Source organism: Rothia sp. 18CD1-1 (genome assembly GCF_055285355.1).
This window is the reverse complement of sequence record NZ_JBUZLI010000004.1, coordinates 65,744-87,943: the sequence shown is the minus strand read 5'-3', so window position 1 is coordinate 87,943 and position 22,200 is coordinate 65,744. Positions and strand designations below refer to the sequence as shown.

20 protein-coding genes are annotated in these 22,200 nt (G+C 56.8%); 6 read left to right on the top strand and 14 right to left on the bottom strand.

Going from position 1 to position 22,200, the window contains the following annotated elements:
- Positions 1–118: 118 nt before the first annotated feature.
- Genes ACS1BR_RS04655 through ACS1BR_RS04640 form a run of 4 tightly spaced genes read left to right on the top strand, consistent with a single transcriptional unit; the run spans position 119 to position 3,863 of the window.
- Positions 119–1,180 (top strand): acyl-CoA dehydrogenase family protein, encoded by a 1,062-nt coding sequence (locus ACS1BR_RS04655; RefSeq protein ID WP_463560508.1) that lies wholly within the window; start codon positions 119–121, stop codon positions 1,178–1,180.
- On the top strand, positions 1,173–1,913 hold the full coding sequence (locus ACS1BR_RS04650) for an ABC transporter ATP-binding protein (RefSeq protein WP_463560506.1): 741 nt from the start codon (positions 1,173–1,175) through the stop codon (positions 1,911–1,913). Before ACS1BR_RS04655 ends, ACS1BR_RS04650 begins: the two co-directional genes overlap by 8 nt.
- Positions 1,906–3,105, top strand: a complete 1,200-nt coding sequence (locus tag ACS1BR_RS04645) for an ABC transporter substrate-binding protein (protein WP_463560504.1) — start codon at positions 1,906–1,908, stop codon at positions 3,103–3,105. Before ACS1BR_RS04650 ends, ACS1BR_RS04645 begins: the two co-directional genes overlap by 8 nt.
- Positions 3,102–3,863, top strand: a complete 762-nt coding sequence (locus tag ACS1BR_RS04640; protein ID WP_463560503.1) for an ABC transporter permease — start codon at positions 3,102–3,104, stop codon at positions 3,861–3,863. Before ACS1BR_RS04645 ends, ACS1BR_RS04640 begins: the two co-directional genes overlap by 4 nt.
- Here the strand turns inward: ACS1BR_RS04640 and mnhG are convergent, their stop codons facing one another.
- The 9 genes from mnhG to ACS1BR_RS04595 all read right to left on the bottom strand — a co-directional run bounded on the left by mnhG (position 3,864) and on the right by ACS1BR_RS04595 (position 14,287).
- Entirely contained in the window at positions 3,864–4,217 is a 354-nt protein-coding gene (gene mnhG, locus ACS1BR_RS04635; protein WP_463560501.1) for a monovalent cation/H(+) antiporter subunit G, read from the bottom strand. It abuts the gene before it with no gap.
- Entirely contained in the window at positions 4,214–4,561 is a 348-nt protein-coding gene (locus ACS1BR_RS04630) for a monovalent cation/H+ antiporter complex subunit F (RefSeq protein WP_463560499.1), read from the bottom strand. The genes mnhG and ACS1BR_RS04630 overlap by 4 nt, the downstream gene beginning before the upstream one ends.
- Positions 4,558–5,142 (bottom strand): Na+/H+ antiporter subunit E, encoded by a 585-nt coding sequence (locus tag ACS1BR_RS04625; protein WP_463560497.1) that lies wholly within the window; start codon positions 5,140–5,142, stop codon positions 4,558–4,560. The genes ACS1BR_RS04630 and ACS1BR_RS04625 overlap by 4 nt, the downstream gene beginning before the upstream one ends.
- Complete coding sequence (locus ACS1BR_RS04620; protein WP_463560494.1) at positions 5,139–6,755, bottom strand: Na+/H+ antiporter subunit D; 1,617 nt, start codon at positions 6,753–6,755, stop codon at positions 5,139–5,141. The genes ACS1BR_RS04625 and ACS1BR_RS04620 overlap by 4 nt, the downstream gene beginning before the upstream one ends.
- Before the next feature lie 4 nt (positions 6,756–6,759).
- The gene (locus tag ACS1BR_RS04615; protein ID WP_463560492.1) at positions 6,760–7,278 is read right to left on the bottom strand and encodes a Na(+)/H(+) antiporter subunit C; all 519 of its coding nucleotides are present in this window, start codon (positions 7,276–7,278) and stop codon (positions 6,760–6,762) included.
- Complete coding sequence (locus ACS1BR_RS04610; RefSeq protein ID WP_463560490.1) at positions 7,275–10,388, bottom strand: Na+/H+ antiporter subunit A; 3,114 nt, start codon at positions 10,386–10,388, stop codon at positions 7,275–7,277. Before ACS1BR_RS04610 ends, ACS1BR_RS04615 begins: the two co-directional genes overlap by 4 nt.
- A 288-nt stretch (positions 10,389–10,676) precedes the next feature.
- A complete protein-coding gene (locus tag ACS1BR_RS04605) occupies positions 10,677–11,051 on the bottom strand; it encodes a nuclear transport factor 2 family protein (protein ID WP_463560488.1) in 375 nt (124 codons plus the stop codon).
- Between the two features lie 926 nt (positions 11,052–11,977).
- On the bottom strand, positions 11,978–12,928 hold the full coding sequence (locus tag ACS1BR_RS04600; RefSeq protein ID WP_463560485.1) for a hypothetical protein: 951 nt from the start codon (positions 12,926–12,928) through the stop codon (positions 11,978–11,980).
- A gap of 54 nt (positions 12,929–12,982) precedes the next feature.
- Positions 12,983–14,287 (bottom strand): hypothetical protein, encoded by a 1,305-nt coding sequence (locus tag ACS1BR_RS04595; RefSeq protein ID WP_463560483.1) that lies wholly within the window; start codon positions 14,285–14,287, stop codon positions 12,983–12,985.
- Between the two features lie 679 nt (positions 14,288–14,966).
- On the opposite strand from ACS1BR_RS04595, the gene ACS1BR_RS04590 reads away from it, so the two are divergent.
- Positions 14,967–16,310, top strand: coding sequence for a uracil-xanthine permease family protein (locus ACS1BR_RS04590; protein WP_463560480.1), 1,344 nt, complete (start codon positions 14,967–14,969; stop codon positions 16,308–16,310).
- A gap of 355 nt (positions 16,311–16,665) precedes the next feature.
- Here ACS1BR_RS04590 and ACS1BR_RS04585 read toward each other — a convergent pair whose 3' ends face one another.
- The 5 genes from ACS1BR_RS04585 to ACS1BR_RS04565 form a co-directional block, all read right to left on the bottom strand.
- The gene (locus ACS1BR_RS04585) at positions 16,666–17,445 is read right to left on the bottom strand and encodes a glycerophosphodiester phosphodiesterase family protein (RefSeq protein ID WP_463560476.1); all 780 of its coding nucleotides are present in this window, start codon (positions 17,443–17,445) and stop codon (positions 16,666–16,668) included.
- Between the two features lie 79 nt (positions 17,446–17,524).
- A complete protein-coding gene (locus ACS1BR_RS04580; RefSeq protein ID WP_463560474.1) occupies positions 17,525–18,343 on the bottom strand; it encodes an HAD-IIB family hydrolase in 819 nt (272 codons plus the stop codon).
- Between the two features lie 100 nt (positions 18,344–18,443).
- Positions 18,444–18,842, bottom strand: coding sequence for a nuclear transport factor 2 family protein (locus tag ACS1BR_RS04575; protein ID WP_463560472.1), 399 nt, complete (start codon positions 18,840–18,842; stop codon positions 18,444–18,446).
- 129 nt (positions 18,843–18,971) lie between these two features.
- Positions 18,972–19,490, bottom strand: a complete 519-nt coding sequence (locus ACS1BR_RS04570; protein ID WP_463560470.1) for a YbhB/YbcL family Raf kinase inhibitor-like protein — start codon at positions 19,488–19,490, stop codon at positions 18,972–18,974.
- Positions 19,491–19,542: 52 nt separating this feature from the next.
- Complete coding sequence (locus ACS1BR_RS04565; RefSeq protein WP_463560468.1) at positions 19,543–20,478, bottom strand: carbohydrate kinase family protein; 936 nt, start codon at positions 20,476–20,478, stop codon at positions 19,543–19,545.
- 223 nt (positions 20,479–20,701) lie between these two features.
- Between ACS1BR_RS04565 and ACS1BR_RS04560 the strand changes: the two genes are divergently transcribed.
- The gene (locus tag ACS1BR_RS04560) at positions 20,702–22,165 is read left to right on the top strand and encodes a glyceraldehyde-3-phosphate dehydrogenase (protein ID WP_463560466.1); all 1,464 of its coding nucleotides are present in this window, start codon (positions 20,702–20,704) and stop codon (positions 22,163–22,165) included.
- Positions 22,166–22,200: the final 35 nt, after the last annotated feature.

Sequence of the window (22,200 nt, the reverse complement as noted above, 5' to 3'; positions counted from 1 at the left end):
CCGCGCAGAAAACGCCGCCGCTGACACCTCGTTATTTCCCGATACTGTTCAGGGCGGCGTTTTCTTCTACCCTCCGCCCTCGGGCACAATCTATCTGACTAGCCTAGGAAGACAAGCCATGACCTCCTTCACTATCACCCCGCTTTATCGCTACCCCCAGCGCCAGCAGGTGCTCGCCCTCGCCCGCGAGCACGCTCCCCTGGTCGACGCCGATCGGCGCTCCCCCTTTACCACCCTGCGGGAACTGGCCGCCACCGGTAACCTGCTCACCCTGGGCCGGCAGGGGTCGCTGCTACCGCAGGCGGCCGTTGCTTTTGACCTGGCCACCGAATGCGCCACCACCGCCTTCTCCCTGTGGGCGCACCGCAGCGTTATCGCCTTCTTCGACGCGGTCAACCGTGAGCTTCCCGAGGGCCTGGCCAGCGGTGAGGTGTCCGGCACCACCGCTATGGCGGCCGCCTTCAAAGAGGCATCCGGGGTGGGGAAACTCGGGGTGCACGCCCGCCGTGTTGAGGGCGGGCTCCAGCTCAACGGCACCGTTTCCTGGGCCTCCAACCTCTACCCCGGCGGCGTGGTGGTCCTGCCGGTGCGCATCGACGATGCCGGCACCGACGGGCCCGGCAGCGCTGTGGTGCAGACGCGAGTGGGGGCCGACGGGTTCACGGTCACCTACCAGAAGGGGCTTCTAGCACTTAATGCCACTGAATCGGGTTTCAGTACCTTTAACAGTGTATTTGTGCCCCAAGAAGATATTCTGACCACCAACCTACCCGGTTTTCTGGCGCGGGTTACCGCTCCCTTCCTCACCCTCCAGTCCTCTTTCTGCCTGGGTCTTGCCGCGGCAGCTCTAGCCGGTGCCTCCGAACATCTGAACACCTCCGGCGGGGTTTTCACCGCAGAATTTGGGCAGCTGGAGGACGACTACGAGCGCCTCCGCAGCGAGCTTGTTGACCTTGCCGAGGACCCCGGGGAGGCCGAGCGCACCCGCCTGTTACAGCTGCGTCTTGATGTGTCCCACCTGGCCACCGCCGCCACCAAACTCGAGCTCTCCACCGTGGGCGGCCGGGCCTACTCCGCGTCTTCACCGGCCGGCCGCCGCCTGCGCGAGTCACAGTTTCTGCCCGTGCAGTCACCGACCGAGGGGCACCTGCGCTACGAGCTGAGCAAAACCCGTGGCTAGCCCGGCACTGAGCGTTCGTGCGGCCCGCAAAATATATCCCGGCGCAACCGAGGCTATCCTCGAGGATGTCAACCTTGAGCTGCCCACCGGTGAATCCCTGGTGGTCCTGGGGCACACGGGCTCGGGCAAGTCCACCCTGCTCCGTGCCATTGCCGGGCTCGAGGAACTCGATTCGGGAACGGTCACCTGCACCGGCAGACTTGCGGTTGTTTTTCAGGAGGCGGCGCTCTTCCCCTGGTTGTCAGTGCGACAAAACATTGAGCTGGGGACCCGTTACAGGGCCAACGCCGGCAGAGCAAACGGTTATCGCGTTGATCGTCTCATCGCCAGGTTGGGCCTGACCGGCCTAGAAAACCGGCGGATTAGCGAAATATCCGGAGGACAGGCACAGCGGGTCTCCATCGGGCGGGCGCTGGCAATCCGGCCTTCCCTTCTTTTACTCGACGAGCCATTCTCCGCCCTCGACCCGGCCACCAGAGAAGAGCTCCAAGGGTGGTTACGCGATCTTATCAGCGATCTTCACCTCACCGTGCTCACGGTGTCCCACGATATCCCCGAAGCGATCGCCCTGGGAGACAGGATCGGCTTTTTTGAAGCCCGGCGGGGTTTCACCCGCTTCTGGTCCCCGTCTACCGAGCCGGTGACCGCGGCGGAGATTCTCGACCACTACCGAGGTAGCCGCTCGGGTACTCGGCAGGGCTCACACCGCAGAAAGGCACCTTCCGATGTCTAGGGTCAGGCCCTCCCGCCGCGCCGTGCTATCCGCCGGAGGCGCGGCATCAGCCGGTGCCTCCCTCTGGGGTGCGCACGCCCTGGGGCGGTCCGCAGCTGGAAAGGCAGACGGCGGCGGTAGGCAGGGAAAAAATATCACCGTCGGCTACCTGCCCATCACCGATTCCGCACCGCTACTGGTCGCCCATGCCCGTGGCCTCTACGACAAACACGGGGTGCGGGTTTCGCCACCCCTCCTCTTTCGCTCCTGGTCCTCGCTCACCGAGGCATTCCTTGCGGGCACGGTTGATGTTATTCACCTGCTCATGCCGATGGCCGTCCACCTCAAATACAGCCTGGGGGCAACCGGGAAGGTGGTCGCCTGGAACCACGTCAACGGGTCGGCGCTAACCGTCGCCCCCGGTATCGCTGAGACCCGCCAGCTGGCCGGTACAGCCGTGGCAGTTCCCGCCTGGTTCTCAGTTCACAACATTCTGCTCCAAAAAATTCTGCGTCAGGCCGGGCTCACCCCGGTGATCCGGAAAAGACCCGACCCCTCGGCCGGCGAGGTAGCCCTGACAGTCATGGCCCCGGCAGACATGATCCCAGCTCTCGCCCAGGGGACCATAGCCGGTTTTACCGTCGCCGACCCCTTCAACGCCGCCGCCCACCTCCTGGGTAGGGGGCGGGTTCACCGTTTCATGGGCGACGTGTGGCGCGACCACGCCTGCTGTGTGACCATGATGGATTCCTCCCTCATCAATACTCGGCACGGGGAGGCACAGGGCTTTGTCAACGCCCTGGTGGAGGCACAGGTTTTTGCCCGCGAAAACCGGCAGGAAACCGCGGCCCTCCTATCCCGGGGCTACCTCCCTCAGGAGCCCCGGGCCGTAGCCCGGGCTCTCACCGACCACCTCGACGACCACCGCACTATCGTGCGTCACCCCGATTGGGGAGGCCAACTCTTGCAGTTTCAGCCCTACCCCTATCCCAGCTACACGCAGCAGCTGGTGGAGAGCATGCGCGGCACCCTGGTCGATGCGCCATCCACCGCCGTAGAGGGTCTCGACCCGGCCACGGTACACACCGAGCTGGTCCACGACACCCTGGTCACCTCCGCAATAAATGCCATCGGAGGAATATCTATATTTGGCGAAAAGGGCCTCACCAGAGAAGAAAAAATTGACAGCGACCCCGACAGAGAAAACGCATGAGTTACCGCAGGAGACGCAACCGCACCGAAAAAATGCACCCGACACTGCTCGGGGCCCTGGGAGTAGCCTTCTCTATCACCCTCTGGTGGTGCTTCACCCACGCAGCCACCGACAGCACCCTGATCGCCTCCATGTCCCCCGAAAACATTCCCCCGGCTGCTCTCCGGCTACTTGATCGGGGCGTGCTCACAGCGGACATCGGGGTGAGCCTGTGGCGGCTGCTCGCCGGCCTCACCATAGCCACCCTGGTCGGAATCCCGCTGGGCCTTGCCCTCGGTTTCTCACAGACCATCGAGCGCATCTCCAACCCGCCGATACAGTTTTTGCGCATGGTCTCACCCCTCTCCTGGGCGCCGCTCGCACTTGCCCTCTTCGGGATAGGCTCAGCACCGGTCATCTTTCTGGTAGCCGTGGCCGCGGTATGGCCGATCGTGCTCAGCACGGTCTCCGGGGTGCGGACACTCAACAAACAGCACCTGCACGTGGCAAAAACCCTGGGCGCCAGCCCGGCCGAAACCTTCACCAGCGTCGTTGTTCCCAGCCTCAAGGCCCCCGTCCTCGCTGGGGTACGGCTGGCCCTGGGGATAGCCTGGGTAATCATTGTCCCCGCCGAAATGCTAGGGGTCTCATCGGGGCTCGGCTACGAAATTCTCAACGCCCGCGACCGCCTCGCCTACGACGAAATGCTGGTGGTTATCCTGGTGATCGGCGCCCTGGGTATGCTTCTCGACACCGCCGCGCAAAGACTCTTAAAATAGCTAGCTGTCGAGTTCGTCTATCAGGGTGCGCAGATCGTCGTGGCGCAGGTCGTCCTTGTGAAAGTGCTTGTTACGGTATCCCGAGCGCGCCATCATGTGCCCGGAAATCGGAATGGTGAGCATTTGCAGCAGTAGAATCACCAGCAGCACCGGTACCAGCGCCCAGCTTCTAAAGTGTAGCCCCACGGCGGTAAGCATGAGCATAAGGCCAAGCACCTGCGGTTTGGTACCCGCATGAAGACGGGTCAGCAGGTCGGGAAAACGCACCAGGCCGATAGCCGCACCCAGGGACATCAGCGATCCCAGAATCATGCAAAAGGCGGTGAGAGCGGTCAACAGGATATCTGTATTCACGGTTTCTCCTTCCCCGCACCCGCGGTTTTCTTGCGGCGGCGCTTACCGCGCGCACCGGAAGCCCTACTCTTCGAGGATTTTTCGTCGGCCTTAGAATTATCGGCAAAGCGTGCCACCGTCACAGACCCGATAAAACCCACGGTTGCAATCACCACCAGCAGAATAATGTAGTACTGCGAGTTGGTGACGATCATGAGCACGCAGAGGGCCGCCGTCACGATGGAGAGCAGCACGTCGCTGGCCAGCACCCGGTCAAGGAGAGCCGGGCCCTGCCAGATACGGTATACGGCACCCCAGGTTGCCAGGGTTAGGATAATTCCGCTCACCCACACAAGGGTTATCATGCCGGGTCCTCCGTATCTAACAATTTCTCTAGCTCTTCGTCACGCAAGAGAGCCCGGTATTCTTGGCGGCTCCCCACCGCTTTAATAATGAGCGCCTCAAAATAGCTCACCGTCTCAATAAACTTCTCTATCTCCCGGTCAGTAGAAGCGTCCAGCACATGGAAATAGAGCACCGAGAGCGAACGGTCCACCTCAACCACCACGGAGCCGGGTATCAGCGACATCGTGTGGGATACCGCCGTCAGTAGGAGGTCAGAATGGGTGCGTAGCTGCACCGCCACAATCGAGTTTCGTAGCGGCGGGCGAAAGGTGAGCGCCAGCCAAAACACCTGAAAACTTGCCACCACAATATTCCAGACAAAAATTACCAGGAATTTTGCCGCATAAAAAATATTGAAACGGTTCGAAAGATAGAGAGTGGGCAGCCTAAAGACGGTGAGTACCAGCACCGCCAGCAGGGCACCGAAAGCAATATTGGGTACCGAAAAATCCTGCCAGAGGGCACACCAGACAAAAATCAGCCAGAGTGTCGGGGGTATCGAGTGCAGAAAATCCTCGGTGGAACTCTTCACAAATCTCATTCCTCACCCTCCTGCGAGCTCTCCCCCGCCGTCGCGTGTTCAATATACTCTGCGCGGTCCGGTGCCTGCTCGCCAAACACCGACTCGATGTAGGCATCGGGGTTGACCAGGTTGTCTGACGCCCGCTCCGCAAGGTCAAAGAGGGGGCCGGCCCCCACGGTGATCAGCACACCCACCAGCACCAGGCCCACCGTTGATCCCATCATAGAGCGCGGAATGACCTTGGATTCGTAGTGGGCCGGGTCCTCGGAATGCTCGGCCATCACCAGTTCGTCGGTGGGTCGTTCGGCCTGTTTTGCCGGCCGCCAGAACACCCTGTTCCAGACGCGGGTGAGCGCCAGCAGGGTCAGCAGCGACACGAACACACCCACACCGGCGTTGATATAGGCCAGCGCCCCACCGTTCTCCACCGATGCCTCCAGAAAACCGACTTTTCCGATAAAGCCCGAGAAAGGCGGGATACCGCCCAGGTTGATCGCGGGGATAAAGTAGAGCAGTGCCAGCACCGGGGCAATCTTGACCAGGCCCCCCAGCCTGAGCACGCTGGTGGAACCCGCCCGCCGCTCGATCAGGCCAACCACCATAAAGAGCCCGGTCTGAATCACAATGTGGTGGGCTATGTAGAAGACCACGGTGGTCAGCCCCAGCTTATTGTTGAGCGAGATACCCCAGATCATATAGCCGATATGGCTGATCAGAATAAAGGAGAGCAGACGCTTAATATCACCCTGGGCGAGCGCACCCATGATACCCACCAGCAGGGTGAGAGCGGCAACCACACCCAGCAGGGTGGAGAGCTGTCCACCGGGAAAGAGCAGGGTTTCGGTGCGGATAATGGCATAGACACCCACCTTGGTGAGCAGGCCGGCAAACACCGCGGTCACCGGCGCCGGTGCGGTGGGGTAAGAGTCCGGTAGCCAGAGCGAGAGCGGGAAGACCGCCGCCTTAATACCGAAGGCGATCAGCAGCATAAGGTGCAGCTGCATCTGGGTACCCACCGGTAGGGTGCCCAATTTCAGCGAGAGGTCTGCCATGTTGATGGTACCCACCGAGGCGTAGACAAAGCCGATCGCCGTCAAGAACAGCATGGAGGAAACCACCGACACCACCACGTAGGTCACACCCGCCCTGATACGCGGGGTATTGGCGTTCATGGTGATCAGCACGTAGGAGGCCATCAGCAGGATCTCGAAACCCACGTAGAGGTTAAAGAGGTCACCGGCAAGAAAGGCGTTCGACACCCCGGCCAGCAATAGCAGGTAGGTGGGGTAAAAAACCGAGATAGGCACCTCATCGTCTTCGTCTTCAAGGTGCTGGCCGGTAGCAAAAATGAGAACCGCCAGCGAGATCACCGAGGAGACCACCAGCATGAGCGCTGACAGCTGATCGACCACCATGGTGATGGCAAAAGGTGCATCCCAGCCCGCCAAGAAAACGGTTTGCGGCTGGCTGTCCCAGACCGAGAACAGCATCATGATCTCAAAGACCAGCACCGCGATGACCGCCACGAAAGCGATCAGCCGCTGGGCCGCGTCTCTTTTTGAAATAAAGGTTAGCGCTGCGGCAAGAAACAGGATGATAATGCTCAGGGGAGCAAGCTGGGTAATCTCCACGGGGCTAGTCTCTCTTCTCGGTGCGCTCTATGCGGGGCATGGACCGGGTATGGCCGCTTTTCTTTTTCTCTTCGTGCTCGGTGTAGGTTTTCTCGCGGGTTTCCTCGTCTGCATCGAACTCTGAGGGGTCAACCTCTGCGGCGGTATCTTCTTCAGGGTCGTAGGAGTCCTGTTCAGCGACCCTGATATCTTCGGCATCGTCGGTGATTTCGTCGGCGCGGGAGAGCAGCCAGCTGCGGTAGATGATACCCAGTAGCAGGGCTGTGACCGCGCAGGAGATCACTATGGCGGTGAGAATCAGGGCCTGCGGTAGCGGGTCTGAGTAGTCCCGAGCATCTGTATCTGGGCTAAAGAAGGGGGCCAGCCCCGCGGGACCGCCGGCGTGCAGGATCAGGATATTGGTGGCGTTAGTCATGAGCATAAGGCCCAAGAGGACTCGCGTCATGGAGCGGTCGAGAACAAGATAAACACCCACGGCGTAGAGCACACCCATCACCAGGATCAGGCTGAGGTCTATGATCACTGTGCAACCTTTCGTGCTTTTTTACGGGCCTTTCTGTCCTTTTTTCTGCGTTCGGCGATGAGTTTTTCATCGATGCGCTCGCCCAGGCTGCGCAGGATGTCTAGAACAAGGCCGATCACCAGCAGGTAGACACCGATATCGAAGATGGTTGCCGTGACAAAGTGAATGTCTCCGAAGACCGGCAGGTGGAAGTCGAGCACATAGCTGGAGAATATGGGGTCTCCCCACAGGGCCGGGGTGAGAGCGTAGAGCGCGGCAATACCCAGCCCCAGGCCCAGAAACGCACCGGCCGAGATGGGTATGGCCGCTCTCAGCTCGGCTCCACCGCCGGCCAGGTAGCGTACGGTGAAAGCCAGCCCCACCATGAGCCCCCCGGCAAATCCGCCGCCGGGAAGGTTGTGCCCGGCCACAAGCATGTAGAGCGAGATCATGATCAGGGCGTGGAAGAGGAGGCGGGTCATGACCTCGAGCAGGATAGAGCGGGCCTCCGGTGGTAGGGTGCGGCCGGCGATGATAAAGGGGTCACGCTCTACCGAGGAGAAGCGGCCGGCGACTTTCTGCTGCATAGAGATGTGGGTGCGCTGAGCAAAGGACTGCTCAATTTTACGCATGACGCTGGTATCCAGTTTTTCCCGGCTGCGGTCACCGCGGCCCTCGATAAAGAGCAGGGAGGCCACACCGGTGGCGGCCAGGGCGAGCACCGAGATTTCACCGAAGGTGTCCCAGCCACGCATATCTACCAGGATCACGTTAACCACGTTGTAGCCGTGCCCGATTTCGTAGGCTAGCCGCGGCATGTCGATGGATATGGGTGTGAGCTCGCGCGAGGAGAAGGTGAACATGGCCAGGGCCATCATGAGTCCGGCAAAGCCCAGAGCGATAATGACACGCAGGGTTTTGCGGGCTCCGTCTTTGCCGTCTCTGGCGCGGATATCGGGAATTTTTCGCGGTAGTACCCGCATGGCCAGCACAAAGGAGACCAGCACAATAGTTTCTACCAGCATCTGTGTGGTGGCCAGGTCCGGGGCGCTGCGCAGGGCGAAAAGGACTGTCATGCCGTACCCGGTGACCGAGACCATGAGGATGGCAAGGAATCGTTTACGGGAGAAAACCACCACGCTAGCCGCCACAATCATGACAATCACGATGGCCCACTGGGCCGGGGACTCAGAAACGCGCAGATTGGCGAGGGGCGGGGTTTCGTTAATGACCAGGGCCGCGGTGGGGACCACCACCGCGGTAACCAGAATGATGCCCAGGTAGAATCCCAGGGAACCCCGCTGGGTCACACCGGTGACCCACACGGCCAGGCGGTCGAGTGCATCCATGACATCCCGGTAGACCAGGGATGCGGGGCGGGTTGCCGGCAGCACCTGCTGAAGTTCTTCGATCTGTTTGCGGAAGATGAAGAGGAGGGTGCCCGCCGCCATAATGACCAGCGAGATGGTCAGGGCCGGGGTGATCCCGTGCCAGAGCGCCAGGTGCAGTTCTAGCCGATCGGCCCCTTCGGCGAATATAGCCATCATGGGGACGATGAACAGGTGTACCGACTCGGGGAAAATACCGTAGATGAGGGTGAGCAGAGTGAGGATGGCGGGAGCTGCGAGGAAGCTCATGCGCACCGGGTGGAAGTCGGTATCCGGGCTCATGGGCACTCCGGCCCGGTTGAGGGCCAGGCTTTTTCGGTCCACCCTCACCCGGCCGCTACCGTCTACCAGAACATGGCCGCGAGAATCTGCGCAGAAGCGCACATCACCGCTGATATAGCTGTAGGGTTTGGTGGCGAATCCTCCCCAGATAAAGCGGGCACTGTAGGCGAAGGTGAGCACGGAGCCGGCGATGATTGCTAGCAGGGTGACCGCACCCTGCCAGCCGGTGCTGTGTTCCAGGTAGGTTTCGAGCACCGCTTCTTTGGCAACAAAGCCGGCAAGCGGGGGTATTCCCGCCATGGACGCCGCCGAGATAACGGCCACGGTGAAGAGCTTGGGGGCACGGCGATAGATTCCCGAGAGTTTATGAATGTCGCGGGTGCCTGCCTGGTGGTCGATGATTCCCACGGTGAGAAAGAGGGCGGCTTTAAAGAGGCTGTGGGCGACCATGAGAGCGGTTGCCGCGTAGATGGCGTTGGTGCTGCCGCCGGAGATGACCAGGGTGAGGAAACCCAGCTGGCTGACGGTGCCGTAGGCCAGAATGAGTTTGAGGTCGGTTTGTTTGAGGGCCACCCAGCCACCGAAGAGCATGGTGAAGGCGCCAAAGATGACCAGGGTGTTGTGCCAGGCGGGGGCTTGGCCGTAGCCGGGTGCCAGGCGTAACAGTATGTAGATGCCGGCTTTGACCATGGCCGCCGCGTGCAGGTAGGCGGATACCGGGGTGGGGGCCGCCATTGCCCCGGGTAGCCAGAAGTGGAGCGGGAAGATAGCCGATTTGCTCAGTGCCCCGCAGAGGATGAGTACCAGGGAGGTGGAGAGCATCATCGCGCTCATGGGGCCCTCCCCGGTGAGGGCGGCGGTCACCAGGTCGGGGCCATTGTGAACCAGTTCGGTGAGGCTGTAGGTGCCCAGGGTTTGACCCAGCATCACGATCCCCACCAGCATGGCCAGGCCGCCGGCGGTGGTGACAGTGAGCGCCTGTGAGGCGGCGCGGCGGGCGGAGAGACGCTGGCGGGAGTAGCCGATGAGCAGGTAGGAGAGGATGGTGGTGATCTCCCAGAAGATGAACATGAGTATGAAGTCGTCGGCGGTGACCAGGCCGAACATGGCCCCGGCAAACCCGAAGAGGTAGGCGGCGAAGGGGCCGGTATCGCCGGTGCTGTGCCGAAAATAGTCGGCACAGTAGAAGAGGACCAGGGACCCCACCCCCAGCACCAGCAGGCTCATGATCCAGGAGAGGGTGTCCATGCGGAAGGTGATATCCATGTTCAGCTGCGGGATCCACCGGTAGCTCTCCGTCCAAGGATCACCGCCGAGGATATCCCGGGTCTTGCTGAGGACCAGCACCAGCACCGCCGCGGGAACAGCCGCTAGCAGGTAGAAAACAGAGAAGCCCATACGGCGGTAAAGCCAGGGGGTCACAGCGGACACAAGCAGAAAAAGCGCAAGAACTATGGTCACGTATCGGCCCTTGGTATATGCGGTGAGGACTCTCTAAGGATACGCGGTATCCCCGCCCCTGTCGATAGTATCTATCTCACAGCTTCACATATTTAGCCCGTTTTACACGGTACAAATGCTAAGACATAAGCCCCCATGTTGGAGGGTGCTCCGGGGTCTGGTAGATTCTTTGCACTCTACCCTGTCGACGACCGGTGGGGAGTCTGTTCTTTAGTCCAGTCCACCGGGCTTTGCCCGGTACACCTGATCGGCCGGGTGGGGACCGAGTCCCTGCCGGTTTATATACCCCTATGTGATGGGGAACATGCTGTTGCCGTTGACGGCTTCAGCAGCAGGCACTTCTTCCTGCATAACGTCCCAGTGTTCAACGATCTTGCCGTCGACAACACGGAAATAGTCGACCGCGATCATGGTCTTGCCACCCCAGTTGGAGTAGCGACCGTGGATAGCAGCAATATCACCCTCCTCCATGAAAATACCCGGCTCATAGGAAATTTCGTTGGAGGGGTCAGTGATAAAGCCACGCAGCACATCTAGACCGTTGGGCATGGTGGGATTGTGCTGAATCATGTCACCGGCCCAGAAAGTTTCTGCTTTCTCCAGGTTCTTCTCATTAAACACTGTTTCGAGGTAGGTGAGGATGAGCTCCTTGTTTCCTGCCATGGTGTACTCTCCTTGTCGCTTTCGTATGATCGCCGTGAACCCGCGCCCACAGCACAGATAACCTCTTCAGGTGTAGAGATCCGAAGTATCCTATCAGCCCCACCCAACCCTTACAAGAGAAATTTTTTGGGGTCCCCACCCTCAACCCTGACACCGATCTACCCGGGGGCTATATTTCGGTTGACCGAATGCGAGAACTAAAATCCCAACACATGAACCTCTTTGATCTGACGGTACACCCAGTCACGATCAAGCTTTGCTCCTAATCGACCAGCTATTTTTTGAGCACCTGGAAAAACTGACCTCAGCGCTAGCTCTGTCCAGATAAGATCATGATCGACCCTATCGCGAGGAGTTGGATGACCATTTGTCCCATCCTTATCAAAGAGATTAGACCATGTTCGAAACATTGGCGCAGCAGTATTCGTCCTTTGAGCTTCGTATTTATTTCCGTACTTTCCTTGCGCGGGTCAACAGGTAGAGAATCTCAATCTCGTAGAAAATTTCAGCTGACAGCCGTTGATCTAGTTCGTGCAAGAGGGCAACAACTTGTTGACTGTTATAGCTATGCTTCATGTAGGGTTTAAGTCGCTGTTTAGAGATATGCTACATTGACAACGTTTCTGGGATAGATCTTGCTTCTTGAGACATATACAGTATCGATAACGTAGTCCCTCACGCTTATGATCGCACAGCCAGCTTCGTTTGGCTGAATTCTGAACCTAGAACCAGCCAGTCACATGAGGACTTCTTGTATCTATAGCTAACATCCAGCCCAATAACTTCAAATTTTCCCTTGGGTTTTAGCTTTATTCCTAAGACACAAGAAGCCAGGTTGCCCACTCAGGGCAGAGGTAAGATCAGAACCTGCTCTCACATGCCAACATTTGCAGGAAGAGCTATACTACAGCAAGGCTACTATCCACCTATAGACCGTCAAAAATCCTTACCATCCAGGCATACCAGACATCAACCCAACCTAAAAGCTGCTCAAAACTACCGGGAGCAGTCAGCCAGACCATGAGGTTTGCAGCAATCAGAGCGAGGATCATGCCCCGGTAGCGGCTTTCCACAAAGTCAGCGTTGAGAGAACTCAAGGTTTCATTGAAGACTTTGCCGTTACTACTAGCGGGAAAGAGCAGGGAGCCCAGAACTATTTTGAAATAGTAGACGCAGATAAGCCAGCAAATGATAATGGCAAATGTGGACAGTAGAAAAGCGAAAATATATTTCTGGTCATTATTAATTGTTAGATGAAGGAAGCGAGGGATAGCTCCGGTCAGAATTTTATCGTTACCAGATGCTCTCACAGCCTTCTCTGAGACAGCTAGCAGAGAGTAGGGGTTATCCAGGTTCTGGGCCTGATACATAGTACAGAAGGCCGCAATGCTAGTGGCGACCAGACCGATACTTGCGAGCACTGCTTTACGCAGGGCTGCAGTGGTGTAGTGGAAGCGGCGCCTGTAGAGGAACAGACCGACTATAAAGACAGCAGTCCCACCGAGATAAAGGGGTAAAGTGGTGATGACAGGTAAAATAAATTTCGCGACCATGAGAAGTGCCCCGAAGCCGATAACCGTAAGAATCACAAATAGAATCGTTTCATCATCTGACTGACTGCTACTGCGCTGATTTCCATAGTTATTTATGGTCTTTGTGTTGACACTGTTGGTAATTTTCTGCTGGCCAATAATTGTACCCTGATTGGTACCGACATGGATGCGCTGACCACCAGAGTTTTTAATATTTTGGGCAGCACTACCTTCTTTGCCCCGCCATCCAAATATGAGGGCTAAGACCGTCGTAATAGCTGCAGCTATAAGATTGGCCAGAACGTTACCCGTCAAACCTTCGATAATTTCTTTGAAATCATTCATACATTCATTCCTCACTTATTTTAAATAATCTTCCAAGTATATTATAAAACAAAACTACCAAGATACCACGCCATCCTCGAATGAATATTGAAGATATTTTTGAGAAAGAATTTCTCTAAAATTTTCATAGTTTCTATACGATCCCTCCCTAACCGGAACACCAATGTTTTTCACATGATCCATAACAGTGGCTTTAGACATTAATTTAACATATAACCGCATAAAATATGCTAGTGATATCGGCAAAGAGAGTAATAAATAATATTCTAGATTTCTATAGGTAATAAGGATAGAAACGACAGCAATAAATATATTTGCTAGCGAAAAAATAAAGATGACAAAGCTTTCATGATAGCCAGAAATTGACTCCCCTTTATTTATTTCAATACTCTTATATTTCTTAATAAATTTTATATTCTCAAGGTAACAAAAGAGTCTGTCAACAGACTCTGCTAGAGAAATGGTAGTGAAAATTCCAAGGACGCAGGCTGGAGGTCCAAGTTCCTCAGAAAGAAATTTTAAATATACCGGGGAGGGGATTGCCAGTAAAGCCAGGCATGCAAGTGCAGCAATTCTGCCAACGGAGTATAATTTAAAAATTCTAATTCGAAAAATAAAATAAATTAAAATTAATTCAACTATAGCAACGATAATAAATCCTTTCCTCCAGGGCTCCAGACTCTCAACCAAAACCACTAGGAAATTGTACACATAATCAATCAGGCCATACTCTATAGCGTTAGATAGAATAGTAATAACTATAAGAGATCCAAGAATTACCATCCACTTATATTTTTTAAATGAAAAAATAACTCTACCCATTTCAAGAAGAGTGGCTACCATCAGCGATATGAGTACCCCTGCTGAGAGATTTCCAATTGTACCTTCTACAAGTTGGTTAATATTTTTTCCTTCAGGTTGAAGAACAACCCATTGTACAAAACTTAAAGCTACAAAAATTACAGCAGTGAGAGTAACATATCTGCCCCATATATCCAAAACTCTAAGAAATACATCTTTTACAAAGAATATAATTCCAAAGAATAGCAGTTTTATTCTAAGAATCAAGATCGCTTTTCTAACAGACCGAATATCTTCATCTAAAAAATTACCCGTAAATAGTCCTTCTTTATCGAGGGTCAGTCTGCAGATATCACTAGCTTTATTCCTTGCTTCACCTTCCTCAGTTAAATCTTTACTAAAAATTTTACAACAATTATCTATAAATTTCCTCGGAAATAAAAATCTATCAGACACCCCCGTCGGCAGCTCAATTAAACGACAGAAATTTCCAGCAGATATATTTAAGTTATTATCACCGTATCTTTGCATGAATCTCTTGTAGATGACATCATCCACCTCATTCCGAATACACTCAATCGTTAGGTACTGTGGCGCGAGTAAAAATATCATTAATGTGTAGTAAGCTACTAATAATATAAAAATAGAAATTACAACTGTAGGGAATATGTAGCCCATAATTATCCAATCAGTAGCGAGTAAGAAAGTTACGCGTCTTAATCAGCGAGGTATTCTCAGTGATTAATCGCCGAATCAGGATGGTCTCAACATCGAGAATATCAGATACTACCACTTCAGAGCCCAAAATATCCTGTAAAGATACCCGCTGGTGGTTTGTTGATGTGCCTCGCGACAGCTCTGACAAGCGCTGCGATGATCTGCACAGATCTTTTAGCTTGTATACAATACAACCAGCGGCCTTCCCACATCAGCTCCCGCAACTCGGCAGGAGTAGTAGATTTTGCAGCCCTACGAGCAGCCATCACTCAACCTCATCTTAACTCGCACCCGTTACCTGGGGTGCTCTCGTGCGGGGATTAAGAATCTCACGGTTACCATCGGTCGCCCATACCTACACATGATACGTTTATCCCGGCGGTCACCCAGCTGTGCCAACTCACCTAATAATTTTTGTGCCCCGTCCCCTCCCCACCGCGTAGAATGGCAGAGGTTCACACACTGTCCCCGCCGGGTTTTTTATGTACGAGTTGGTTGGGGGCGCATCTCAAGGAGCACAATGGTAAATATGGGTGGAAAGCTCGGTCTCTCATGGACACTTCACGGTAATGGTAGGGATATTGAGCCCGGTGGTGTGGTTGCCCCGCAGGAGCGGTTGAGCTGGGGCCGTACTATCGGTATTGGGGCCCAGCATGTGGTTGCTATGTTTGGTGCGACTTTTCTGGTGCCCCTGTTGACCGGTTTCCCTCCGGCGACCACTCTTTTCTTTTCGGGTATCGGTACCGTTCTTTTTCTGTTGATGACCGCCGGCCGGGTGCCCTCCTATCTGGGTTCTTCTTTCGCTTTTATTGCGCCGCTGGCGGCAGCCACAAACCAGCACGGCCCGGCAGGTGCTCTGGGCGGTATTGTGATGGCGGGTTTTTCGCTGTTTCTCGTGGGCCTGGTTGTGCAGGTTGCCGGTACCGATTGGCTCACCAAGCTTATGCCGCCGCTGGTGACCGGCGCTATCGTGGCGCTCATTGGTTTTAATCTGGCACCGAGTGCCAAAGACAATTTTATGCAGGCGCCGGTAACCGCCCTGGTCACGCTGGGGTCTATCATCCTGATCTCGGTACTTTTTAGGGGAATGGTCGGCAGGCTCTCCATTCTTCTGGGGGTGGTGATTGGTTACCTGACGGCCGTGGTGCGCGGGGAGGTCGATTTTTCTACCGTGCAGGCCACCTGGGAGGCAGAGGGCCTGATCGGCCTACCGCATTTTCAGCATCCCGAGTTCCACTGGAACCTTGCCGGGCTTTTTATCCCGGTGATCCTGGTGCTTGTTGCCGAGAATATTGGGCACGTTAAATCCGTGGCTCTCATGACCGGTGAGAATCTTGACTCGTATTCGGGGCGGGCGATTATGGCCGACGGTCTTGCCACCGCGGTTGCCGGTACCGGTGGGGGCTCGGGCACCACCACCTACGCCGAGAACATCGGTGTCATGGCCGCAACCAAGGTCTACTCTACTGCCGCCTACTGGGTGGCAGCCGCTGTCGCTCTTCTCCTGTCTATCTTCCCGGTTTTTGGTGCGGCCGTTTCGACCGTTCCTGCCGGGGTGCTGGGTGGTGCGGCAACAGTGCTCTACGGGATGATCGGTATGCTGGGGGTTCGTATCTGGGTGGAGAACCGCGTAGATTTTTCGAACCAGGTTAACCTCACCACGGCGTCGGTGGCACTGATTATCGGTATTGCCGACTACACCTGGGATATAGGCGATCTTCAGTTTGCAGGTATCGCCCTGGGTACCGCCGCCACACTGGTGGTCTACCACCTCATGGCTTTTATCGCCCGCACACGCGGATCAGCACCGGACCCGCTCCAGCCGCTCAACCCCGGGCACAGCCACAGTGGCGGAAGCCTTTAAGTAGGGAGAGTTTAAAGCCGGTGGCCGCGTTAACCAATAACGCGGCCACCGGCTTCTATTCACACACACATTTGCTTCTCAGCAAGAGGATCTTTCGAACCACTGTTTATATCTAACCAAAGCCACCTAGAGGGGCAATTAGAATTCCCTGTACACCGGCTAGGAATACAGGTCATCCTGATCCGACACCGAGCGTTAAAAACCGGTGGCCGAGCATCTGCTCGACCACCGGTCACACACACATATATTTTGCTTTTCAGCAGGGCCCTCACGAACCATCTGTTTAACAGTTAACACGGTCAAGCTATACAGAAAATGGGGGCAGCCGTTGAAGCAACTGGGAATAGGGTAACGATTAGGACAAGATTTCGCGTAAAAGGTCTACCCGGTTGCTGACTATGCCGTCCACCCCCATCTCGAGGAGCTCTCTCATCTCGTGAGGGTCGTCAATGGTCCACACCTGCACCGTTAGCCCAAACCGGTGGGCCACCCGCAGCAGGCGGCCGGTGAGCACAGGGAGGTCCATACCGAGTATGCGGTACCGGCGCGGAATCTGCATGGAATCAAAGTCCGCGCTCACGCACCTGAGCACCCGTGCGGCACAGGGCCACAGAAAAGGAAATGTGTGGGCAATAGTGTAAAACACGTACATGTCGAGCTGGGACGCCCCGCTGCTGATCGTCTGCCCCGGTAGCAGTCGCCGCAGCCTCCGCACCGCGCGCCGCCGACGGCGGTGGGAAAACGACGCCACCCGCACCCGCCCAGCTGCCCGGCACGCCGCGATCACCGCGGGCAGGTGTTCTGCTGAGCCCTCATCTTTAATATCGATATTGAAGTGAAGATGATGAAAACGTTCAAGCACCTCACGAAGCGAGGGCACCCTGGTCCCGCCGGAGAGGGGAAGGCTTTGGAGCTCGCTACCGCTGAGTCCGCTCACCAGCCCGCTCCTGCCGGCCACCCGGTTGAGGGTGGCATCGTGAAAGACCACCACCAGGCCGTCACGGCTGGCCCGTACATCGGTTTCTATCCAGTGCACCCCGGTCTCCGCTGCGGCGGCAAAAGCTTCCAGGGTATTTTCGGGGTGGTCAAGAGAAAGCCCGCGGTGGGCGTAGGGCTCAAACTGTGGGGATCTCATGGGGATTTTCTCTTCTTTAGTAGCTAGCGGTCCGGGGATTATTTTTGGTTTCTGGGGCTCACAGCAAGCGCGGTCTTTCTCATGTGCGCACCCGCCCCTGCTGTTGCACAAGCCGCTCGATCACCTGCGCGGCACCGTCCTCTTCAAAGGCCGGGCACACCCGCCCCACCTCACTGATGAGCCGCGGGGACCCAGAAGCCATCGCGTATCCGACACCGGCCCACCGCAGCATCTCAAGATCGTTGAGCATGTCTCCAAAAGCTATCACCTGCCCAGCGTCAATCCCCCGTCGGGCGGCGAACTGCGCCAGCATAGAACCTTTGTGGGCGTCTTTTTTGGCCATCTCCACCAGCGGAACCCCGCGGATACCCATGGTTACCGAAAGGCGCCCACCAACCAGACTGCGAGTTCGCTCATACAGCTCATCGGGGTCCGCCCCTTCAAGAAGCATCAGGTATTTCACGACACCCTCGCCACCGGTCAATACCTCATCGTAGGCGCCCTCAACGATTCGGATCCCCTCCAACACCGGCCCCGGCTCGTAGGAGCCTTGCAGGTAGACGGTGTCGAGAGTCTCCAGGGTAAAACTCGCGCCCGGAAACTCCCGCTCAAGCACGGGATGTACGGCGGCAACATCGGACATATCGGTGAGGTTAACCGCCTCCACCTCGCCCGTTCCCATATGGTAGAGCACCGCCCCGTTCGAACAGATCGCGTAGGAATCATGCCCAAGCTGTTCCTGCAGCGGGCCCAACCAGCGCTGTGGGCGGCCGGTAACAAACACAATCTCCATCCCGGCCTCTGCCGCCAACTGTAGAGCAGCAAGCGTGCGGGGGCTAAACCTGAAATCAGACCCCAGCAGCGTGCCGTCAAGATCGCTGGCAATCAGTTTAATCATGCTTCTATTCTAGTTGCCCCGGGCCCACCCAGGTATAGAAAAAACCCGGCAGGGCGCTGAGACCTCCACCGGGTTCGTGGTGCCGTTGAGGCTCCGGAGATTATTCCTGACCCCAGAAAGCGTCTTCCTGGGCGGGGTTACTGGAGAAGAGGTGAACGGCAACAACCTTGCCTTCTCGGACGGTCATCAGGTCAATACCGTCCTGGTCCAGGGCCAGACCGTCACGCTGGCCGAAGAAGTGGACGGGCACGGCAACAATGTCACCGTTAACCATAAGGGGGCCAGTAACTTCTAGCTTAAAAGTGCCCTGACTGACTTCCATCATCCGACCAATCATGGCCCCCACAGCATCGGGGCCCCGGTGAATACCCGAGAAGCGGTTGTCGCCGGGCTGGTTCCACACAATGTCGGTATCGAAGGCAGCCATGACGTCGGGGATTCGTCCCTCTGCCAGGGCCTGAAAGTAGTCTTCTACAACTTTCTGGGGTGCGGTAGTCATCTTCGAGTCTCCCTATGTTTGTTTCTTTTTGTTGCCCAAGAATTATAGACTCTCCTACCTGACTTACTTCAAAGTAAGCACGGGGAAGGTAACACAAGTCTCATAGGAGCCGGTCGCCGGCGGTCGTGGCTATTTTTCTTCGTGGGTAACGGTGAGGAAGGCTCGGGCGATACCGTGAAAAAACAGATTAAAATTCACCACGGCAGCAGATGCTGACTCATCGACATCAAGCGTCTCGGTATCCACCGCTGTCACGCAGAAAATATAGCGGTGCCTGCCGTCCCCGGCCGGTGGCGCAATGCCGACGTAAGAATCCGTGCCGGCATCGTTTTTATGCCGGGTACCCTGTGCGGTGGCGGCTGCGGCCCGGTCAATCGAGTGAACATCTGCCGGTATGTTGGAGAGGCACCAGTGCCAGAAACCGCTGGGGGTGGGGGCGTCGGGGTCGTAGCAGGTCACCACAAAAGATTTTGTCTCTGCGGGGAAGCCGCTCCAGGAAAGTTGCGGGTTAGTGTCTGCCCCTTCCCTGATGCCCATGAGGGCCGAGAGCATCCAGTCGGGGGCTTCCTCCCCGTCTTTGATGTCCTCCGAGGTCAGTGTGAAAAGAGGGAGCCGGGGTAGGTCCCCGTAGGGGTCACGGTTAAGCATGGTTCCTCCTCAAATCCTAGTGTTCCGGTATCGTCTCCGCCTGTGGCTCACGTCAGCGGAGAACCTCGTGCAGCTCTTCGGCTGTGGGCGGGTTTGCTCCCGCACGCGAAACGGTGATCCCCGCCGCCGCGGCCGCGTAGGTGAGAATTTCGCTGATTTCCTCCGCTGTCAGGCTGGCCAGGGCCTTCGCCGCCCCGGGGCCCGCTATACCGCGGTTGAGCAGGTTAGCGAGGAGGGCGGCCATGAGGGAATCACCCGCACCCACGGTGTCCGCTACCTCAACCCGGTAGGCGGGAACGGATACCCCCGCCGGTGCGGTCTCCCCGTTGAGTGCCCAGGGGCCGAGTTCACCGCGGGTAACGATCACCAGGGAGGCCCCGGCATCAAGCCATGCCTGCGCGCTTTCCTCAACCGACCGGTGGGGGTAGAGCCAGAGAAGATCTTCGTCTGAGGCTTTCACCAGGTCGGTGTTGGGCACTATTGCTTCTGCCCAGGCGCGGGCGGCCGAGGCGTCGGGGATGATGGTGGGCCTACAGTTGGGGTCGTAGGTGACCAGGGCCCGGTTCCTGGCCTTCTTCACGGTGTCCAGCACGGTGGAAGCACCCGGTTCTAGCATGGCACCGATAGAACCAACGTGTATTGCAGCTGATTCCCGGGCAGCCCTCTCAAGTGCGGGCAGGGCGTCCTCCAGGGACCAGTCGATATCAAACTCGTATTCTGCCGCGCCGCTTTCGCCTATGGTTGCCTGAGCCACTGAGGTCTTTTTAGCGTCCGGTCCCACGGGCAGAATCACCTTGGAGGCGCGCAGGTGAGAGTCAATGAGCCTACCGTAGTTGTCTTTGCCGTAGCGGCCAATAAATTCGGCGGTGTGGCCCAGACGCGCCACACCCACGGCGACGTTCATGGGGGACCCGCCGGGGTGGGCGTGAGCGGGTTCCCGGGGCCGGTTGACAACATCGACGAGGGCTTCACCAATCACAGTTAGCATGGTTCCGATTCTACCGGGTGCACCCCGGCTCCGCATCGCACTCACCGCCGTCCCCCGGTAAACTTCTGCACCCGCCGCAGGCAGAGGGGTCTTTGAGACTAAAACCGGTATATGCTTGTTGTGCATGCGATCTGTGTCGGGCGCGCAGAAGCACCCGTACGGGTCGAATCAACCGGTAACACTAGCCGATCGATACAAGGGCGTTCGATCGAGAAAGAAGGTTATGCACGTGGCTACCTCTGTTAACGATACCCACAGCCAGTGGCTCACCCGCGAAGCCGACGCGGAAGCGATGATTCCCCTCATTGGTAGGCTCAACCGAGAAAATGGGGTGGTGGTGAGTATTCATGGTAGGAGTCTTGTTAACCGCTCGGTGATTCAGATTCTCAAGCTGCACCGGTTTGCCCGGCAGATTGATACCGAGGAGCTTGATCCCGCTAATTCCCTTGCAATTCTCACCGAGCTGGTTGATCTCAATCTGGCTCCCTGCTCTATTGGTCTCGCTGAGCTGTGGCATAAGTTTGCGGAGTCGTCGTCTTCTGATCTGGGCGCCTGGCTGCGCCGGGAGCTGGCCGATGTGGTGGACGGTGCGGGCCAGAAAAAGCTCACCCAGCAGGATGTGGTGCTGTACGGTTTTGGCCGCATTGGTAGGTTGCTTGCCCGGATTCTTTTGGAGAGGTCTTCGGGGTCGGGCCTTGCGCTGCGGGCCGTTGTGGTGCGGAAGAATGGTGACGATGACCTTTTCAAGCGTGCTTCTCTCTTGCGCCGGGACTCGGTGCACGGCGCTTTCCGCGGCACCATCCGTGTTGATGCGGACAATGATCTGATTATTGCTAACGGTAGGCCGGTTAAGTTTATTTATTCATCCGATCCGGCGTCTATTGATTACACCGAGTACGGTATTGACCGGGCGATTGTGGTTGATAATACCGGTCGGTGGCGGGATCGTGAGGGGCTCTCTCAGCACCTTAGGTGCCCGGGTGTTTCGCGGGTTTTGTTGACCGCCCCGGGTAAGGGGGACATTAAGAATATTGTGTGCGGGGTCAACGATTCGACGATTGAGGAGGGTGACCGGATACTGTCGGCCGCATCCTGCACCACCAATGCTATTACCCCGGTATTAAAGGTGATGGGTGATGAGTTTGGGGTGGCCCACGGGCATGTGGAGACCGTGCATTCCTTTACCAATGATCAGAATCTGATTGATAATTTTCATAGGGGCGACCGCCGCGGGCGTTCAGCGGCTCTCAATATGGTGATCACCGAGACCGGTGCGGCGAAGGCTGTGGCTAAGGCCCTGCCCGAGATGGAGGGTAGGTTGACCGGCAATGCTATCCGGGTGCCCACCCCCGATGTTTCTATGGCGATTCTGAATTTGCAGTTGGAGAGAGCACCCGAGTCGAGAGAGGCCCTGAACGGACTGCTGCGCAGTGTCTCGCTCAACTCACCCCTTCGCCGGCAGATTGATTATACGGATTCGCATGACGTTGTTTCTACCGATTTCGTGGGGACCCGTACCGCGGGGATCGTGGATGGTTTGGCAACTATCGTGACCGGCAATAACGCTATTCTTTACGTGTGGTATGACAACGAATTTGGGTACTCCTGCCAGGTAATTCGCGTAGTGGAAAAAATGTCTGGTGACCTCGTGCCAACGTTCCCCGCGGCCGATACGAAGCTAGCCTAGCCGGGTCCGCAAAGGCAGTCGGGGCCCGCAAAATA

Bases quoted from the DNA above. Each gene is read 5' to 3' on its own strand.
- ACS1BR_RS04655 (WP_463560508.1), top strand. From the start codon at position 119: ATGACCTCCTTCACTATCACCCCGCTTTATCGCTACCCCCAGCGCCAG.
- ACS1BR_RS04645 (WP_463560504.1), top strand. From the start codon at position 1,906: ATGTCTAGGGTCAGGCCCTCCCGCCGCGCCGTGCTATCCGCCGGAGGC.
- ACS1BR_RS04640 (WP_463560503.1), top strand. From the start codon at position 3,102: ATGAGTTACCGCAGGAGACGCAACCGCACCGAAAAAATGCACCCGACA.
- ACS1BR_RS04630 (WP_463560499.1), bottom strand. From the start codon at position 4,561: ATGATAACCCTTGTGTGGGTGAGCGGAATTATCCTAACCCTGGCAACC.
- ACS1BR_RS04625 (WP_463560497.1), bottom strand. From the start codon at position 5,142: ATGAGATTTGTGAAGAGTTCCACCGAGGATTTTCTGCACTCGATACCC.
- ACS1BR_RS04605 (WP_463560488.1), bottom strand. From the start codon at position 11,051: ATGGCAGGAAACAAGGAGCTCATCCTCACCTACCTCGAAACAGTGTTT.
- ACS1BR_RS04600 (WP_463560485.1), bottom strand. From the start codon at position 12,928: ATGAATGATTTCAAAGAAATTATCGAAGGTTTGACGGGTAACGTTCTG.
- ACS1BR_RS04590 (WP_463560480.1), top strand. From the start codon at position 14,967: ATGGTAAATATGGGTGGAAAGCTCGGTCTCTCATGGACACTTCACGGT.
- ACS1BR_RS04585 (WP_463560476.1), bottom strand. From the start codon at position 17,445: ATGAGATCCCCACAGTTTGAGCCCTACGCCCACCGCGGGCTTTCTCTT.
- ACS1BR_RS04580 (WP_463560474.1), bottom strand. From the start codon at position 18,343: ATGATTAAACTGATTGCCAGCGATCTTGACGGCACGCTGCTGGGGTCT.
- ACS1BR_RS04575 (WP_463560472.1), bottom strand. From the start codon at position 18,842: ATGACTACCGCACCCCAGAAAGTTGTAGAAGACTACTTTCAGGCCCTG.
- ACS1BR_RS04570 (WP_463560470.1), bottom strand. From the start codon at position 19,490: ATGCTTAACCGTGACCCCTACGGGGACCTACCCCGGCTCCCTCTTTTC.
- ACS1BR_RS04565 (WP_463560468.1), bottom strand. From the start codon at position 20,478: ATGCTAACTGTGATTGGTGAAGCCCTCGTCGATGTTGTCAACCGGCCC.
- ACS1BR_RS04560 (WP_463560466.1), top strand. From the start codon at position 20,702: ATGCACGTGGCTACCTCTGTTAACGATACCCACAGCCAGTGGCTCACC.